This is a genomic window from Mesorhizobium sp. M0060, from assembly GCF_040323155.1.
Taxonomy (GTDB): domain Bacteria; phylum Pseudomonadota; class Alphaproteobacteria; order Rhizobiales; family Rhizobiaceae; genus Mesorhizobium.
The window spans coordinates 30,796-47,582 of record NZ_JAMYUP010000006.1 but is presented as its reverse complement, the minus strand read 5'-3'; the positions used below and the strand labels follow the sequence as shown (position 1 = coordinate 47,582).

Annotated in this window: 15 protein-coding genes and 1 other RNA gene; 4 read left to right on the top strand and 12 right to left on the bottom strand. The window is 62.7% G+C overall.

What is annotated here, in order from left to right; all coding sequences use genetic code 11:
• Nucleotides 1-37 precede the first annotated feature (37 nt).
• The 4 genes from NKJ94_RS08530 to mraZ are packed head-to-tail and all read right to left on the bottom strand — an operon-like array spanning nt 38 to nt 3,648.
• Complete coding sequence (locus tag NKJ94_RS08530) at nt 38-1,765, bottom strand: peptidoglycan D,D-transpeptidase FtsI family protein (RefSeq protein WP_352524267.1); 1,728 nt, start codon at nt 1,763-1,765, stop codon at nt 38-40.
• A 14-nt stretch (nt 1,766-1,779) separates the two neighbouring features.
• Nucleotides 1,780-2,157 (bottom strand): cell division protein FtsL, encoded by a 378-nt coding sequence (gene ftsL / locus NKJ94_RS08525; protein ID WP_352524265.1) that lies wholly within the window; start codon nt 2,155-2,157, stop codon nt 1,780-1,782.
• Nucleotides 2,158-2,161: 4 nt separating this feature from the next.
• On the bottom strand, nt 2,162-3,193 hold the full coding sequence (gene rsmH, locus NKJ94_RS08520) for a 16S rRNA (cytosine(1402)-N(4))-methyltransferase RsmH (RefSeq protein WP_352524264.1): 1,032 nt from the start codon (nt 3,191-3,193) through the stop codon (nt 2,162-2,164).
• Entirely contained in the window at nt 3,190-3,648 is a 459-nt protein-coding gene (gene mraZ / locus NKJ94_RS08515; RefSeq protein WP_254818997.1) for a division/cell wall cluster transcriptional repressor MraZ, read from the bottom strand. The genes rsmH and mraZ overlap by 4 nt, the downstream gene beginning before the upstream one ends.
• A gap of 406 nt (nt 3,649-4,054) precedes the next feature.
• On the opposite strand from mraZ, the gene NKJ94_RS08510 reads away from it, so the two are divergent.
• On the top strand, nt 4,055-5,170 hold the full coding sequence (locus NKJ94_RS08510; RefSeq protein ID WP_352524262.1) for a cystathionine gamma-lyase: 1,116 nt from the start codon (nt 4,055-4,057) through the stop codon (nt 5,168-5,170).
• Between the two features lie 8 nt (nt 5,171-5,178).
• Here the strand turns inward: NKJ94_RS08510 and NKJ94_RS08505 are convergent, their stop codons facing one another.
• From NKJ94_RS08505 to NKJ94_RS08475, 7 genes are all read right to left on the bottom strand, one after another.
• A complete protein-coding gene (locus tag NKJ94_RS08505; protein ID WP_352524261.1) occupies nt 5,179-5,481 on the bottom strand; it encodes a type II toxin-antitoxin system RelE/ParE family toxin in 303 nt (100 codons plus the stop codon).
• Nucleotides 5,478-5,753: a type II toxin-antitoxin system ParD family antitoxin gene (locus NKJ94_RS08500; protein WP_352524260.1), complete on the bottom strand. Its 276-nt coding sequence runs from the start codon at nt 5,751-5,753 to the stop codon at nt 5,478-5,480. The genes NKJ94_RS08505 and NKJ94_RS08500 overlap by 4 nt, the downstream gene beginning before the upstream one ends.
• A gap of 153 nt (nt 5,754-5,906) precedes the next feature.
• Nucleotides 5,907-6,304: RNase P RNA component class A (gene rnpB / locus NKJ94_RS08495), an RNA gene on the bottom strand.
• Between the two features lie 60 nt (nt 6,305-6,364).
• A complete protein-coding gene (locus tag NKJ94_RS08490; RefSeq protein ID WP_352524259.1) occupies nt 6,365-7,114 on the bottom strand; it encodes a lytic transglycosylase domain-containing protein in 750 nt (249 codons plus the stop codon).
• 185 nt (nt 7,115-7,299) lie between these two features.
• Nucleotides 7,300-8,067: an N-acetylmuramoyl-L-alanine amidase gene (locus NKJ94_RS08485; protein ID WP_352524257.1), complete on the bottom strand. Its 768-nt coding sequence runs from the start codon at nt 8,065-8,067 to the stop codon at nt 7,300-7,302.
• Nucleotides 8,064-8,783, bottom strand: coding sequence for a TerB family tellurite resistance protein (locus NKJ94_RS08480; protein ID WP_352453144.1), 720 nt, complete (start codon nt 8,781-8,783; stop codon nt 8,064-8,066). The genes NKJ94_RS08485 and NKJ94_RS08480 overlap by 4 nt, the downstream gene beginning before the upstream one ends.
• Nucleotides 8,784-9,105: 322 nt before the next feature.
• On the bottom strand, nt 9,106-9,312 hold the full coding sequence (locus NKJ94_RS08475; protein ID WP_254819002.1) for a hypothetical protein: 207 nt from the start codon (nt 9,310-9,312) through the stop codon (nt 9,106-9,108).
• 177 nt (nt 9,313-9,489) lie between these two features.
• Here NKJ94_RS08475 and NKJ94_RS08470 point away from each other — a divergent pair, with 177 nt between their 5' ends.
• The 3 genes from NKJ94_RS08470 to NKJ94_RS08460 are packed head-to-tail and all read left to right on the top strand — an operon-like array spanning nt 9,490 to nt 15,341.
• Nucleotides 9,490-13,359: a hydantoinase B/oxoprolinase family protein gene (locus NKJ94_RS08470; protein WP_352524256.1), complete on the top strand. Its 3,870-nt coding sequence runs from the start codon at nt 9,490-9,492 to the stop codon at nt 13,357-13,359.
• 21 nt (nt 13,360-13,380) lie between these two features.
• On the top strand, nt 13,381-14,679 hold the full coding sequence (locus NKJ94_RS08465; RefSeq protein ID WP_352524254.1) for a BtaA family protein: 1,299 nt from the start codon (nt 13,381-13,383) through the stop codon (nt 14,677-14,679).
• Nucleotides 14,676-15,341 (top strand): class I SAM-dependent methyltransferase, encoded by a 666-nt coding sequence (locus NKJ94_RS08460; protein ID WP_352524253.1) that lies wholly within the window; start codon nt 14,676-14,678, stop codon nt 15,339-15,341. The genes NKJ94_RS08465 and NKJ94_RS08460 overlap by 4 nt, the downstream gene beginning before the upstream one ends.
• Nucleotides 15,342-15,384: 43 nt before the next feature.
• On the opposite strand, the gene NKJ94_RS08455 is transcribed toward NKJ94_RS08460, so the two are convergent.
• Complete coding sequence (locus tag NKJ94_RS08455) at nt 15,385-16,758, bottom strand: serine hydrolase domain-containing protein (RefSeq protein WP_352524252.1); 1,374 nt, start codon at nt 16,756-16,758, stop codon at nt 15,385-15,387.
• Nucleotides 16,759-16,787: the final 29 nt, after the last annotated feature.

The window sequence follows — 16,787 nt, the reverse complement described above, 5'->3', positions numbered from 1 at the left end:
AACAAAATAGCGCGCAGTTGCCGGCGCGCCCCAAGAATCACTGATAGGAAACCAGCGTTGCACCATTTTCATGGCTGAAATCTGGCTTCACGCCAAGCATGGAAGCCGCACGTCGGATGATGTTTGCAGCCATGATGCCCGCATTCGAGGCGGCCGTCGCGCCCATACCGGGCTTTTCCGGCTTCGGTTCGTCGGCGATCGTCAGCACTATGTATTGCGGATCGTCCATCGGGAAAGCCGCAACGAAGGCGTTGAAATTCTTTTCCTTGGAGTAACGGCCGTTGACGACCTTCTCCGCCGTTCCCGTCTTGCCGCCCACCCGGTATCCTGGCACCCGTGCATTGCGGCCGGATCCCTTTTCGGCATTGAGTGCATAGAGGTAGCGCATGCCCTCGACGGTCTTGTCGCTGACCACTTTCTTGGCCACCGCCATCGCCTGCTCCTGCGTGCGCGGCAGGAAAGTCGGGTCCATCAGATAGCCGCCATTCATCAGCGCGGCGCAGCCGACCGCCGTCTGCAGCGGCGTCGTCGACACACCGTGGCCGAAGGCGATGGTGATCGAATTGACCTGCTTCCAGACCTTGGGCTCGGTCGGCCGGGCGACTTCTGGCAGTTCGGTCTGCATCTTCTCGAGGATTCCCAGGCGATGCAGGAATTCGCGGTGTCCGTCGATGCCAACCGCTTCGGCTTCCTTGGCAGAGCCGATGTTGGATGAGTAGATGAACACTTCCGGCACCGACAGTACCCGGCCCTTGCCATGGAAATCATGGATGGTCTGATGGCCGATCCTGATCGGGCGCGATGCGTCGAAACGGCTTTGCAGCGTTATCTTGCCGGAATCGAGCGCCATGGCGGTGGTGAAGCTCTTGAAGGTCGACCCCATTTCGTAGAGGCCGGCCGACATACGGTTGAGCCGGTCCTTGTCCTGCGCGTTATAGGGGTTGTTCGGATCGAAATCCGGAACCGAGGCCATCGCCAGCACCTCGCCGGTCTTGACATTGAGAACGACGGCGCCCGCCGCGATCGCGTGGTATTTCTCCATGCCCGTGGCGACCTCGTCGCGTACGATATGCTGGACGCGCAGGTCGATCGAGAGTTGCACCGGCTTCAGATCCTTGGCTACCGCCAGGCCCGACGCCTGAAGGTCGCTCAAGCCCTGTTCGTCGATGTATTTCTCCATGCCGGAGATGCCCTGATTATCGATGTTGGTGAGGCCGACAATGTAGGACGAGGTTTCGCCGGCCGGATAGAACCGGCGCTTTTCGGTGCGGAAGCCGAAGCCGGGGATGCCGAGTTGCATGATGTCGGCCTGCTGCTTCGGTGTCAGTTGGCGCTGCAGCCAGACGAAGCCGGCGCCGCTCTTCAACTTGTTGTATGTCTGCTCGTAGTCGATCTCGGGAAGCACCGTCGACAGTTTTTCGATCGCTTCGTCGGCGTCGACGATGCGGCGCGGTTCGGCAAACAGCGACGCCGTCTTGATGTCGGTCGCCAGCACTTCGCCGTTACGATCGACGATATCGGGTCGCGATGCCGTCACCCGGCTCTGCGGGCCGCCCGACAGGTCGGGATTCTGGAAACCCAGATAGACCAGCCGCCCGGCAATGGTCGAATAGATGCCGAAGAACACCGCCATCGTCATGACGATGCGGGTTCTGCCCTTGCCACCGGTCGCCTTGCGGGCACCTTCGACCACGATCGATCCGCCCGCGCCGGGCTTCGAACCGCGCTTCAGCAGCCTCCCAATCTTTGGAAATCTGGCGGCCATTGGAAATCCGGTGATCATTGGACGATGCCTCCAGTCACCACGGGATCCTTGCCGCCGATATCGGCCATGCCGCCCAGCCGCTGGGATGAAAGGTCCTCGATGTTGACGGGTTTCGCCGGCAGATCGTCCAGCCCGACGATCTGCCGCGCATTGACCGGCTCGAGTCCGAGTTGCGACTTGTAGAGCTCGGTCAGCTTCTGCAGGCGCGACGGCTGGGTAAGCAGGCTCCAGTCCGCCTTGAGCAGGTCGATCGTGTCCTCTTCATAGCGGATCTGCGCCTGGATCTTGTGCACTGCCGCTAGTTGCTCCTCGGCCTCGCGCTTGGTCTTGTAGGTCAGGGCAGCCGCCGAGACCATGACGGCGATCAGGACTATGTCGCTGGTACGAAACACGTGCTCACCTCTCTCCCGGTCGATCGACACCGGGAAGCTTTGGGCCAGGCAGTTTTGGCAGGCCGAAAATCGAAAAATCGCCAGGGCGCACCGGCGCCTCTGTACGGATCGCAGCGCGCAGCCTTGCCGAGCGCGCCCGCGGATTGGCCGATATCTCGGCATCGCCAGGCGTCACGCCGCTGCCCTTCTTCGTGAAGGTGGCGGTGCGCGCCTGCGCCTCGGGCAGATGCCGCGATCCGGTCGCTGAATCCGCACGGTCGGCGATGAAGCGCTTCACGATGCGGTCCTCCAAGGAATGGAACGTCACCACCGCAAGCCGCCCACCCGGTTTCAGCGCGCGCTCGGCGGCAAACAGCGCCTTGGCCAGTTCGCCGAGCTCGTCATTGACGAAGATGCGCAACGCCTGGAAAACGCGGGTGGCCGGATGGATCTTGTCTTTCGGCGCGCGGCCGATATGCGTCTCGATGGCATCGGCAAGGTCGAGCGTGCGCTCGAAGGGGCGTTTTTCGCGACGGCTCTCGATCATACGGGCGATGCGCCCAGCATGGCGTTCCTCGCCGAGAAAACCGAAGATGCGGGCAAGATCGCCCACCTTGAAGGTGTTGACGACGTCGGCGGCGCTCAGGCCCGCCTGCGCCATGCGCATGTCGAGCGGTCCATCGGCGCGGAATGAAAAGCCGCGCTCCGGCTGGTCGATCTGCATGGAGGAGATGCCGATGTCGAGCACGACGCCATCGGCACTTTCAACCTGCTCGTCAAGCGTCGAGAACGGTGCCTGGACAAGCCTGAGCCTGCCGCCCGACTGCTGTTCAAGGGCCCGCCCCGCTGCGATCGCATCCGGATCGCGGTCGATGGCGACGACCGAGGCTCCGCTTGCCAGAATGGCCTTCGTGTAGCCGCCGGCACCGAACGTGCCGTCGACGATCACCTCGCCTTCTGTCGGCGACAAAGCCTCCAGCACTTCGGCAAGGAGGACCGGAATATGACGGGCTGGTCCGCCAACAGCATGAACTTCATCGCCGTCGCCCGCCATCATTCCGGCCGCTCCCCAGGCTTCGTCCCCTGCCGAAGCTGCAAAAGCCGGGCGCGTGCTTCCGTCCCATAGGCACTGAGCCGTCCCGGCTCCCAGATCTGAAAGAAATTGCCGCGGCCAACGAAGGCCACTTCCGCTGAAATGCCGGTATGCTCGCGAATGAAATCGCTCATCGTGATACGGCCATCCTGGTCGAGCTTCAGAAACGTTCCATCGCCATGGCAGAAGAACGACATGTCGTCCGCCGTCTGCAGGAACGGGTCTTCCTGCGCGATGCGCTGCTCGTAGCGATCGAGCAGGTCGAGCCCACCAACATCCATCGCCGGGCGATCCAGGCAGCGTAGCGCATAAAGTTCCGAATAGCCGCGTTTCTGCACAACGGCACGGAAATGTGCCGGCACGGACACCCGCCCCTTCGCATCGATCCTGTTCACCGCGTTCGACAGAAACCGGTCCATTACGCGTTACGGCCGCTTGCGCCGCCGCACCCCTCTGCATCTTCCCGTCCGCGCCGCCGCGGCCCGGTCGCTGCCCAAAACGCACTTCGTTATGACGGGCGAACGCAGGCAAACGCGCAGCCGCCGCGGCTGCCCGATTGGCGTACGCTTCACCCTGACACGGAACGAAGGCTTGAGTATCGGAATGGGATATCATGGGGTGTTATGGGCGTCAACGGGAACAGTCTTCAAAACGCGCCTGCCACGACTGGGGAGAGCAGCTTTGACGGCACTCAGGTCTTTATCCTCTATTAAGCCTAACGAAGAGTTTAGACCCGTGTGGTCCAACCGGAGGCGGCTTGCTGCGGCTCGCTGCCGCGCATAGCTTCGGCATCTCCATTTCCGGTCAGTAACGAGGTTTGAAATCATGTCCGAAACAGCCAAGTCACGCGCCGCGGCACTTCCCCATCTGCGTCGCGGCAGGCTTGCCAAGGGCGACCCAATCCCCTTGCCCCTGACCATGGCCGCCATTTTCCACGCGCCCGGCGATGCCACTGGCTTCGATCAATATGGCCGCTTCAGCAATCCGACCTGGGATGCGGTCGAGCACATGCTGGCGCATCTGGAGGACGCCCCATGCGTCGCCTTTCCCTCGGGAATGGCTGCAATCTCGGCGGTGTTTTTCGGCCTGCTCAAAGCCGGCGACCGTATCCTGCTGCCGTCCGACGGTTATCATACGACGAGAGCGCTGGCAGACCGCTTCCTGAAATCCTTTGGCGTCGCCTACGATGTCCGGCCGACATCGAGCTTCCTCGACGGCGGCTTTGACGGGTATCAGCTTGCCTTCGTCGAAACGCCCGCCAATCCAGGACTGGATATATGCGACATCGCAGCCGTCGCCGAAGCCGTGCACAAAGCGGGTGCGGTGCTTGTGGTCGACAACACGACGATGACGCCTTTCGGGCAACGACCGCTCGATCTCGGTGCCGATATCGTCATTGCTGCCGACACCAAGGCGCCTAACGGTCATTCCGATGTGCTGTTCGGCCATGTCGCCAGCCGCAACGCGGATATTATCTCGAGGGTGACCGACTGGCGCGAGACGTCGGGCGCCATCCCCGGGCCGTTCGAGACATGGCTGGTCCATCGCGGCCTCGAAACGCTGGACGTGCGTTTCGACCGCATGTGCGCTTCCGCCGAGATGATAGCGCGACGGCTGAAAAACCATCGCGCGGTCAACGGCTTGCGCTTTCCGGGACTGGAAAGCGACCCGTCGCACAATCTTGCCCGCGCCCAGATGGAGCGTTTCGGTTTTCTCATCTCGTTCGCGCTTGCCTCGGAGGACAAAGCCGAGGATTTCATCAACAACTGCGCCTTGATGCAGGCAGCGACTTCGTTCGGCGGCGTGCACACTTCGGCCGAACGGCGCGCAAAAAGAGGAGACGCCGTTCCGCCCGGCTTCGTTCGCCTGTCGGTCGGCTGCGAACCTGTGGAAGAGCTTTGGCAGGCGATCGAGGCGTCGCTAGACGCAGTCGCTAGCTGAATCGGCAATCACGAACTCAGATCGCCGGCCTCGATCTTGCGCCGGCCGTGCAGCACGCGAACGATTTCGATCGCCTCTTCACTGACGCGGTACAGGGTGAGGTATTCGCCGACGATCAGATGACGGATTCCAGTCGCGATGTCTTCGCGCGGCGCACCTGAGAAGGGATAAGTGGCCACTTGCTGCCAGCGGGCTTCGATCCGATCGAGCAATCGATCGGCTGCAGCCTCGTTGTCTTGCGCAACATGAATCCAGATCGCGATCAAATCCTCTTCCGCATTTGCGGTTCGGATGATGGGCAGCAAATTCATGCCGCGCTGTTGGGTTTCAATCGTCTCCGCGCTTCGGCCTTGATTTCGTTAATCGACGCAAACCGTCCCGGCCCGCTGTCGATCCCCTCCTGCACCAGCTTGCGCAATTCCTCGACCGTGTAGCCGAGCAGGTCGCGCCGGTCCTTCCATTGCCTCAGCGCGTCGCGGATCACCTCGCTCGCCGAGGCATATTCGCCGGCGGCGACCACGTCGTCGACCGCCGCCGCCAGTTCCGGCGACAGCGTGATGCTGCGTTTATCGACCTGGCCCATGACGCGCTCCTGAATACCGCCATCCAAATGGTACGATTTAATCGCACCATTTTCAAGGACTGTCACACTCGATTGCCGGGTCGAAAGTGAAACAACAGCTGCGCCCGAAGGGCGCAACCTGCTGATTTCAGACGACTTGCTTTTATCGGGGAAACTGCCAGCTGGCCTGTAAGCCGGGTTCTGTATGGCCCTCGCCCCTTGCGGGGCGAGAACGTGGCGGCCATTCATCTTGGGCGCATGTTGCCATGCGCCTCACGCAACCTACCCGGACGGTGAGCCGGAAACAGCCCTCGAGGGTTGCCCCTCGCACCGTCCCTATTCGGTCTTGCTCCCGGTGGGGTTTACCGTGCCGCTCCTGTTGCCAGTCGCGCGGTGGGCTCTTACCCCACCCTTTCACCCTTGCCACGAGAGATCGTGGCGGTTTGCTTTCTGTGGCACTTTCCCTGGGGTCGCCCCCGCCGGCCATTAACCGGCACCGTGTCTCCATGGAGCCCGGACTTTCCTCACCCGCAGCCTTTCGGCTTCGCGGGTGCGGCCGCCCGGCCAGCTGGCAAGGCGTATAAAGGGGTTCAGGCCGGAAAACGCAAACGAAAAAGCAAGTTTATCGCCCGTCAGGCGGGCGCTCCAAGTGCTGCCAGCTGCACCTTGACCTTGCCGCAATAGGCTGCGGACACCGGGTTCATCCGTGTGGCGCCATGGCCGGCATTGTATTTCAGGATCGTGCCGCAGGTCGTGCCGCCGCCGAGATCCCGCGCCATGGCGAGGTACTTCATGCCGTATTTGATGTTGGTGTCGGGATCGTAGAGACCCTGAACCGAACCGCTGTAGCCCATCATCCGCGCCGTCGCCGGCTTGATCTGCATCAGGCCGATCTCGCCGGCGCTGCCGACCTGGTTCGGCTGGTAATTGCTCTCGATCTTGATGACGGCATTGGCGAGCGACACCGGCACGCCATAGCTGACTGCATAACGCGCAATGATCGCCGAATACTGTCCGCTGCCGCCGACGACCGCCGCCTTGGGCGCCGCCCTGCTCTTCGGGCCGACCGATGCCGTTGCCATGTGGTCGATGCGTTTGCGGTTACGCTTCACATGCTGTTTGGAGATTGTCTTTCTTGCAGCGGCTGGCTTTTTCGCAGCGGCTGGCTTTTTCGTCTTTATCGCGGCCGCTTTTTCCACTTTTGCGGTGGCGGTCTTCTCCACTTTTGCACCACGGGTGGCTTTCGGCATGGCGGTTTTGCCGGCTGCGGCACTGAAGCCCTGATCGGCCCGCTGGCTCAGCGGCGCGCTGTTCGCCGCACTGAAGGCAAAAGTCATTACGCCGGCAGCAATGGCTGCCGTTAAAACGGTCAATTTCTGCATGTGATCCTGTTCTGTTTGATCTGCACAAAGAACTTCGCGCAGATACCCTCAATCAACATCGGAACATCTTGGGGGATAGAGGTCCGACAATCTGTACGGATCGCCTTTGACGACCGAATTGGCGTCAAAGAAGGCGAGGCAAGTCACTTTGAGTAACAGATTGTAACTTTTAAGCTTGGGAAAGACTATTTGGGAGAAGCTATCCTTACGGAAGCGAGCAGCCTTTCCAGTGTGCGGATCGTCGATCCGTCAGCCACGCCATCGACCAAGCGCTGCCGGAAATGCCGTTGAAATGCCGCAACCACGATTTCGGTCTGCCGGTCGAAGGCGCCGGTGATCTCGACGCCATAACCATAGAGTACCAGCATCGACTGCAGCGCCTCGACCTCGGCGCCGGTATCGCCTGGCTTCAGCACGGCGCCGCGCCGGATCGGTGCTGCCGGCACAACATGGCCGACACCGGCGGCAAACAAGGCTTTCCATGGAAATTTCTCGCCCGGATCGACCTTGCGCCCCGGTGCCACGTCGGAATGGGCGAGCACCCGCTGTGCTGGAATGGAATGGCGCTCGATGATGCCGGCGCACAGGCCGATCACCGCGCCGATCTGCCGTTTTGGAAAGTTGCGATAGCCGAGCGTATGCCCTGGATTGACGATCTCGATGCCGATCGAACAGGAGTTGACGTCGCTCAGCCGGAACCACGAACTCTTGCCGGCATGCCAGGCACGGTCGCTTTCCCTTACCATCTGAACGATGCGGCCGTCCTCATGGACCAGGTAATGCGACGACACCTCACTTGCCGGATCGCACAACCATGCCTCGGCACCGGCGCCGGTCGCCATGCCGGTGTAGTGCAGCACGATCATGTCGGGTCTGAGCGTCCCGCGCCGTGGTCCGAAATTCGGCGATACCCTGACCTCGGCGCTCGGCTCGTCGGGCAGGAAGCCGCTCATGCGTGCCGCAGGCCTCGCTCGATCATCTCATAGGCCGCGTTGATCGCCGCCAGCCTGGTCGTCGCGATCTTGATGAATTCCTGCGGCAGGCCGCGCGCGATCAGCCGGTCCGGATGATTGTCGGAGACCAGCTTGCGGTAACGCCTGCGGACCTCCTCGAACGGCTTCCCACGCTCGATGCCGAGCACAACATAAGGATCGGCGGCACCCAGATCGACATGCCGCGCCAGGATGCTCTGGTAATGCGCCTCGTCGATGCGGAAGATCTCGGCGATGCGATGCAGGAATTGGCCCTCGCGCTCATGCACCAGCCCGTCGGCCTTGGCGATGTGGAACAGCCCGTCGAGTATGTCCTCCAGCATCAGGCAATTCGAATGGCCCGAACCGCAAAGCTGTGCCATCCGCTCGGCATAGGTCTCGAAGCCGGCAATGTCGCGCTTGGCCAAATCGTAGAGCCGCGCCACATTGCGCCTCTGTTCCTTCGGCACCTCGAATATTTCCTGGAAGGCGCGCACCTCGTCTTGCGTGACGATGCCGTCGGCCTTGGCCATCTTGGCCGACAGCGCGATCATCGCCACCGAGAAGGCGACGCGCCGGCGCAAGTCGGCATCGCCGGAGAAAACCGTGCGCACGGCTTCGACCACTTCGGCGACGCCTGACGACGCTGAAGATGAAACGCGTGTGACGAAGTCGCCGAGGCGGTCCCAAATCGACATGACGGCTTCATAGGGCCAACCGCCCATCGCTATCAAGCCAAGACAGTGCCGCAGGGGCTGGCCCAATCGATTTGGCGGAATGCCTGAGGCGGCTGGCGCTAGTGCTCACCCATGGAAAATCCGCAAACGGCAGTTGCGGCGCGCAAACGATGAGCCCGGCGATTCGCCTTGGTATCGTCATTTCGGCGGCATGTGAGGGGGCGAGGCAGTACTTTTCGCGTTGCGGTTACCAGCGTCGTCGCGCTCGGCCGCAAGGCGCGGGTCTCGTAAGCAAAAGAAAGGCCGGCGTGTGAGGCCGGCCTTTCCTGGTTTGTGAGATTGACTACTGCGCCGGGGCAGCCGGCGCAGGAGCAGGTGCCGGAGCCGGCTCGGCAGGCTTGTTTGCGTCAGGAGCAGCCGGCTTCATCGTCTGGTCGGATGCCGGCGGGTTGGTGCTCTGCGTCGTGGTGGTATCGGTGCCGCTGTCGCTGCAGGCTGCAACGCCAAGCAAGGCAAGCGCCGAAACCGACGCAAGAATGAGTTTCTTCATGATATCTCTCCTCTAATCACGCCTCCGTTACCGGCGACGGTCCAGGACACAATGCATCAGGCCATGATGAGTTTCGTAACGTTGCGTTTCCGCATGTAACATCAAGCGCTTGGCCGTTGCCGGACAACGCGTTGAGCACTAACAGCATGCATGGATGAAAATGCCGGAGGCGCTGCCATGACCGCAAAATGGGATTTCTGGATCGACCGCGGCGGCACCTTCACCGACGTCATCGGTCGAGGCCCGGAAGGCGGACTGCATCCAAGGAAACTCCTTTCGGAAAATCCGGAAGCCTATGCCGACGCCGCCATCCAAGGCATTCGCGAACTGCTCGGCGTCCAGCCCGGCGCTCCAATCCCCTCCGCTCTGATCGGCGATGTCAAAATGGGCACCACGGTCGCCACCAATGCGCTCCTCGAGCGCAAGGGCGACCGGGTGCTGCTGCTCATCACCAAAGGCTTTCGCGACGCGCTGCGGATCGCCTATCAAGCCAGGCCCGATATCTTTGCCAAGCAGATCATCCTTCCCGAACAGCTCTACGAGCGTGTCATCGAAGTCGATGAGCGCGTGCGCGCCGACGGCTGTGTCGAACGCCTGCTCGACGTCGCTTCCGTGCGCCTGGCCATCAAACAGGCCAAGGCTGACGGCATCGATGCGGTCGCGATCGTCTTCATGCATGCCTGGAAACATCCCGATCACGAAAGAGCAGTTGCGACGGTCTGCAGAAAACTCGGGTTTTCGCAGGTCTCGGTCAGTCACAAGGTTTCGCCGCTGATCAAGCTGGTCGGCCGCGGCGACACCACGGTGGTCGACGCCTATCTGTCGCCGATCCTGGCAAGGTATGTGCAAAGGGTTGGTCGAGAGCTCGGCGTTTTCTCCCCCCTCGAGGGGGAGATGTCGGCGAAGCCGACAGAGGGGGTCATCTCAGAAGGGACCGCCACAACGTCGAATCCGGTCGATCCGACGCCACCCGGCGGCTTCGCCGCCACCCTCCCCTCAAGGGGGAGGGAAACACCCCGCCTCATGTTCATGATGTCGTCGGGCGGCCTCACCGCCGCCGATATGTTCCAGGGTAAGGATGCGCTGTTGTCCGGGCCGGCCGGCGGCGTCGTCGGCATGGTCGAGACCGCAAAGCTCGCCGGTTTCGGCAAGGTCATCGGCTTCGATATGGGCGGTACTTCGACCGATGTCGCCCACTATGATGGCGATTACGAGCGCACCTTCGACACCGAGGTCGCCGGCGTGCGTATCCGCGCGCCGATGATGCGCATCCATACGGTCGCCGCCGGCGGCGGCTCGATCCTGCATTACGAGGCCGGCCGCTTTCGCGCCGGGCCGGATTCGGCCGGCGCCAATCCCGGCCCGGCCGCCTACCGGCGCGGCGGTCCGCTGGCCGTCACCGACGCCAACGTCATGCTGGGCAAACTGCAGCCCGAGTTCTTCCCGGCCATTTTTGGACCGGGCCAGGACGAACCGCTCGACGTGCAGACGGTTCGCGAAAAATTCACCGCACTTGCCGCCGAAATCGGCGACGGCCGCCCAGCGGAAGCCGTGGCCGAAGGGTTCGTCACCATCGCCGTCGAAAACATGGCCAACGCCATCAAGAAGATTTCCGTGCAGCGCGGCTACGACGTCACCGAATACCTCCTGAACTGTTTCGGCGGCGCCGGCGGCCAGCATGCTTGCCTGGTCGCCGATGCGCTCGGCATGGAGGCGGTGATGATCCATCCCTTCTCCGGCCTGCTTTCGGCCTATGGCATCGGCCTGTCCTCAGTGTTTGCGTCACGTCAGCAGGCGCTGCTGAAGCCGCTGGTGGACGACTCCAGGGCGACGATCGATGAGATCATCGCAACGCTGCGCAAAGCCGTCATCGACGAACTCGCCGCGCAAGGCATCACCGAAGACGCGGTCGCCGCGAAGCCGGTGCTGCAGATCCGCTATGACGGCACCGATACAGCACTGCCCGTGAATTTCGAGCACGGTTCGATCGCACAGGCCAAGGCGGACTTTGAAACAGCGCACAAGGCGCAGTTCGGTTTCGTCTATGACGACAAGCCGATGATCGTCGAATCGGTCGGCATAGAAGGCACCGATACCGGCGGCACCGGCCGCGACGAAAGCGATTCAGTTGTTGAAGACGTGGCCGCAAGTCCTTCCGGGACTCGGAAAATCTTCGTCGATGGCGCATGGCGCGATGCCGGCATCTTCCCTCGTCAAACGCTGAAGCCCGGTAACAAGACCGTCGGCCCCGCTTTGATCATCGAGCCGAACCAGACCATCGTCGTCGAGCCGGGCTGGCAGGCCGAGATCACCGCCAAGAACCACGTACTGATGCGCCGCATCGAGAAAAAGCGCCGGCAGGCTGCACTCGGCACCGAAGCCGATCCGGTGATGCTGGAGGTTTTCAACAACCTGTTCATGTCGATCGCCGAGCAGATGGGCGTGACGCTGCAGAACACCGCCTACTCGGTCAACATCAAGGAGCGGCTCGATTTCTCCTGTGCCGTTTTCGATCGGAATGGCGCGCTGGTCGCCAACGCGCCGCACATGCCGGTGCATCTCGGTTCCATGGACCGCTCGGTGGAAACCATCATCCGGCTGAACTCCGGCGATATTCACCCCGGCGACGTCTTTGCGCTGAATGCCCCTTACAATGGCGGCACGCATCTGCCTGATATCACAGTGGTAACGCCGGTGTTTTCCCTCCCCCTTGAGGGGAGGGTGGCCGCGGAGCGGCCGGGTGGGGTCGCTGGGGCAGTGCTCGACGTTCCGGCGGTGCCTTCTGAGGAGACCCCCACCGCCGCCTTCGGCGGCACCTCCCCCTCAAGGGGGGAGGAGATCCTCTTCTACGTCGCCTCGCGCGGCCACCATGCCGACATCGGCGGCACGGCGCCCGGCTCGATGACGCCGCTCGCCACCACCGTCGACGAGGAAGGCGTGCTGTTCGACAATTTCCGCATTGTCGATCGCGGCCGGTTCCGCGAAAAGGAACTGGAAACGCTGCTCACCGACCACCCCTACCCGGCACGCAATCCGCACCAGAACATCGCCGACCTCAAGGCGCAGATCGCCGCCAACGAAAAGGGCGTCGCCGAGCTGCGCAAGATGGTCGCGCATTTCGGCCTCGACGTGGTCGAAGCCTATATGGGGCATGTTCAGGACAACGCCGCCGAAAGCGTGCGCCGCGTGCTGGAGCGGCTGCCCGACCGTTCCGAATACGAATATCCGACCGACACCGGCCAGGTGATCAAGGTAAAAATCACTATCGACCGGCAGAAGCGCGAAGCCACCGTCGACTTCACCGGCACGTCGCCGGTCATGAAGAACAATTTCAACGCCCCCGAGCCGGTCGCCCGTGCCGCGGTGCTTTATGCCTTCCGCGTCATGGTCGAAGACAACATCCCGATGAATGCCGGATGTCTGCGGCCGATCAACATCATCGTCCCCGACGGCTCGATGCTGAAGCCCGTCTATCCCGCGGCAGTCGTCGCCGGTAATGTCGAGACTTCGCAGCACGTCACCAACGCGCTGTTCGGCGCGATGGGGGCGATGGCCAATGCGCAAGGCACGATGAACAATCTCACCTTCGGCAACAAGCAGTACCAGTATTACGAGACGATCTGCTCGGGCTCGCCGGCCGGCCGGATGAACAATGGCCGTGGTTTTGCCGGCACCTCCGGCGTCCACACCCATATGACCAATTCGCGCCTCACCGATCCGGAAGTGCTGGAACTGCGTTTCCCGGTATTGCTCGAGGATTTCCATATCCGCGAAGGCTCCGGCGGCAAAGGCAAATGGAGCGCCGGCGACGGCACCAAGCGCACCATCCGCTTCCTCGAAAAGATGGAATGCGCGATCCTGTCTTCGCATCGCAACCGCCCGCCGCAGGGACTGGACGGAGGCGGCGACGGCGAGGCCGGTTCGACCAAGGTCCGCCGCAAGGATGGCGCGATCGAGGCGCTGAAAGCTTGCGACCAGACGGTTCTCGACGCCGGCGACGCCGTCATCGTGACGACGCCCACCCCGGGCGGATTTGGCAAGGCATAAAGAGCCTGTCACCGGCCTGTCATGACCCTGCGCTACCCGCTTGCGGCAAAGCAAACGGGGATTCGCCTTGCCATGACGGACATTTCTGGGGAATTGGTTTTTCGCCGCGGCAAGGAAGTTGGCAAAGCCGTCTACCAGAACCGCCCGCTGTCGAAGGCCGGCCTTTCCGAACGGCTCTTTGCCTTTCTGTTCTCCGGGCTCGTCTATCCGCAGATATGGGAAGACCCCGAGGTCGACATGGATGCGATGCAGCTCGGCAAGGGCCACCGCATCGTCACCATCGCGTCGGGCGGCTGCAACATTCTTGCCTATCTCACCCGCTCGCCGGGAAGGATCGACGCCGTCGACCTCAACGCTGCCCATATCGCGCTGAACCGCATGAAGCTCGAAGCGGTGCGTCACCTGCCGTCGCAGGGCGACCTGTTCCGTTTCTTCGGAGCGACTGAGACCCGGCACAATTCGCAAGCCTACGACCGCTTCATCGCACCGCATCTCGACCCGGTCAGCCGTCATTATTGGGAGCGCCGCAACTGGCGCGGCCGTCGCCGCATCGCTGTCTTCGACCGCAATTTCTACCAGACCGGCCTGCTCGGCCTGTTCATCGCCATGGGCCACCGCACCGCCAAGTTCTTCGGCGTTGATCCGGCCGGCATCATGAATGCCAAAACCATCGCCGATCAGCGCCGCTTCTTCGAGGAGGAATTGGCGCCGGTCTTCGAAAAGCCGCTGCTGAAATGGGCGACCTCGCGAAAAGCCTCGCTGTTCGGCCTCGGCATTCCGCCTGCCCAGTACGATTCGCTGATCACCTCGGGTGACGGCACCATGGCCAGCGTTCTAAAAGCCCGGCTGGAAAAGCTCGCCTGCGATTTTCCGCTGAAGAGCAACTACTTCGCTTGGCAGGCCTTCGCCCGCCGCTATCCCAATCCGGGCGAGGCCGCCCTGCCCGCCTATCTCGAAAAGCGCAACTACAAGACGATCCGCAACAATGTCGACCGCGTCGCCGTCCACCACGCCAATCTGGTCGAGTTCCTTGCCGGCAAGGATGCCGGTTCGGTGGACCGCTTCGTGCTGCTCGACGCACAGGACTGGATGACTGACGACCAGCTTAACGGGTTGTGGGCCGAGATCACCCGAACCGCCTCCACTGGTGCCCGCGTCATCTTCCGCACCGCCGCTGAACCCAGCCTGCTGCCCGGCCGCGTCTCGAATTCGCTGCTCGACCAGTGGCGCTACGAGAACGACGCCTCGCGCGAGTTTTCGGCCCGCGACCGCTCGGCCATCTATGGCGGCTTCCATCTCTATGTGAAGCAGGGCGCATGAGCACGACCGAGGTGCCGGCCAGCCATGCCGAGCTGATGGACGGCGTCTACCGCTGGCAGCGTCATATCTACGACCTGACCCGCAAATACTACTTGCTCGGCCGCGACCGGCTTATCGCCGGGCTGGATGTGCCGGCCGGCGGCACGGTGCTCGAGCTTGGCTGCGGCACCGGTCGCAACATCATCCTCGCCGCCCGCCGCTATCCCGGCGCGCGCTTCTTCGGCTTGGATATTTCGGCCGAGATGCTGGAGACGGCCGCTTTCGCCCTTGCCCGCGAAGGCCTCTCCGGCCGCGTCATGCTGGCGCGCGGCGACGCCACTGATTTCGACGCCAAAGCGCTGTTCGGCGTCGAGAATTTCGACCGGATATTCGTGTCCTATTCGTTGTCGATGATCCCCGGTTGGGAGAAGACGGTGTCTGCAGCAGTTGCAGCCCTGTCACCTGGCGGCTCGCTGCACGTCGTCGATTTCGGCCAGCAGGAAACCCTGCCCGGCTGGTTCCGCGCGCTGCTGCGCGGCTGGTTGAGGAAATTCCATGTCGAGCCGCGTGAATCGCTGCGTGCGGTTCTGGATTCGGAATCTGCAAGAACCCGTGCAAGCCTCCGTTTCCAAACGCTTTATCGCGGCTATGCGTGGCTCGCTGTGGTCGGCCCCCGCAAATAGCGTGGGACCTGTTTGAGATGCGGCACCCTCGGTGCAGCGCCCCTCAGTGCAGCACCTTGACCAGCGCCGCTACCATCGCCTGCGGCCGGTAGCCGAGCCTGGCCGGCGTCAGGCCGAGCCGCACCACGACCAGTTGCTCCGAGGGGACGATGGCGACCGTTTGCCCGTCATGCCCCTCCATCCAGTATGTGTCCTTGGGCAGGCCCGCGGCAACGCCGGCGCCGGGGCTTTCCTCATCGCCTGGCCCCTCGATCCATAGTTGCCCCTTGCCGTAGACTTTCGAGGCAGGTGCTGCTTCGCGCATCCAGTCGACAAAGCCGGCAGGCAGAATATCCTTGCCGTTCCAGACGCCGCCCTGCAGCAGAAACTGGCCGAAGCGCGCCCAGTCGCGTGCCGTGGCGTAGAGATAGGACGAGCCGACGAAGGTGCCGTGCTCGTCGGCCTCCATGACTGCGCTGCGCATGCCGAGCGGATCGAACAGCGCGGTCCGCGGCCAGGCCAATGCCTTGTCTCCGATCGCGTCCTGCCACAGTCTGGACAGCATCACCGCCGTGCCGCTCGAATAGGAAAACACCTTGCCGACCTCGCCGGTCAGCGGCTTGGATCCGGCAAAGCCCGCCATGTCCGGTTCGAGATAGAGCATCCGCGTTACATCGGCGACGTCGCCATAGTCCTCGTTGAATTCCAGCCCGCTCGACATCGCCATCATGTCGGCGAGGCTGATCACGGCGCGGCCATCTGCTTGCCAGGGTCCGAACAGGCCCTGGTTGGTCATCGCCAATTTGCCGTCCTTCACCAGCGTGCCGACGATCGCCGCATTCACCGTCTTGGTCATCGACCAGCCCAATAGCGGCGACTTTTCGGAAAAGCCGTCGCCATAGCGCTCTGCGACGATGCGGCCGTTCTTGACCACCACCACCGCACGCATGCCGGCGCCGGTCAACGCCGGATCGTCGCGGATTGCCGTGACCTCGGGATCCTGCGAGGCATCGACCTTGTCGCCCTCCGGCCAGATCGCATCGGGCAGCGGCGCCGGCGTCGGTGCAGCTCCCACGATGCCCTTGGCGGCGGCAATATCGCCGTCGGGAACCGAGGCGCAGCCGAGCCCGTCGCGGACGACCGCGACACTCTTGCCGAGCACGCCGAACAGGCCCGCCGAAACCGTTCCCTTCTCCTTGTCCACCGACACTCTCATCAGCTTCAGCAGCGGATGACCCGGCGCCTGCACATCGACGGCGAGCACGTCGTCGGCGTCTCGTCCTGCGATGAAGACGTTCGAACAGACGATCTTGGCCGAATAGCCGGAACCGACGCGGATCAGTTCCGGCGGCGCGAAATACAGCCAGCCCGCGAGTGTCGCGGCGGCCAGCACAGCCAGGCCCAGCAGCCATTTGACGAACTTCAGAAGGATCTGCATTTTCGAACTCCCCCTGAGCGCTCGATCTA